Source organism: Enterobacter sp. SECR19-1250, from assembly GCF_013391025.1.
Lineage (GTDB): Bacteria > Pseudomonadota > Gammaproteobacteria > Enterobacterales > Enterobacteriaceae > Enterobacter > Enterobacter cloacae.
This window is the reverse complement of sequence record NZ_JACASJ010000338.1, coordinates 1-305: the sequence shown is the minus strand read 5'-3', so window position 1 is coordinate 305 and position 305 is coordinate 1. Positions and strand designations below refer to the sequence as shown.

Below are 305 nucleotides of genomic sequence, written 5' to 3'. Positions count from 1 at the left end.
TGCGTGATCTGATCCTTCAACTCAGCAAAAGTTCGATTTATTCAACAAAGTCGCGTCCAGCAGACGCGCTGCAGCGAATCGTTGGCACCGGTCAGATAAGGCAGCGCCTGCCCCTGTCCGACAGAAGTGTATTTCATCTCGCTACCGGTAAACATCGACCAGTCGCCGGAATGAGGACTCAACTCTCCCGACCAGGCACTGATATATTCGCCTTCACGGGTAATATAGTCTTTTTCCCGTTCCGGCCAGCTGTATAACTCGTCCGGTGTTTTATTGGGGAAAAAACCTTCCGGCGGCACGTCCAG

General features: G+C 52.5%; 1 pseudogene. It reads right to left on the bottom strand.

Going from position 1 to position 305, the window contains the following annotated elements:
* Positions 1–41: 41 nt before the first annotated feature.
* Positions 42–305: pseudogene (locus HX884_RS26900) on the bottom strand (type VI secretion protein ImpA); the annotation flags it as partial.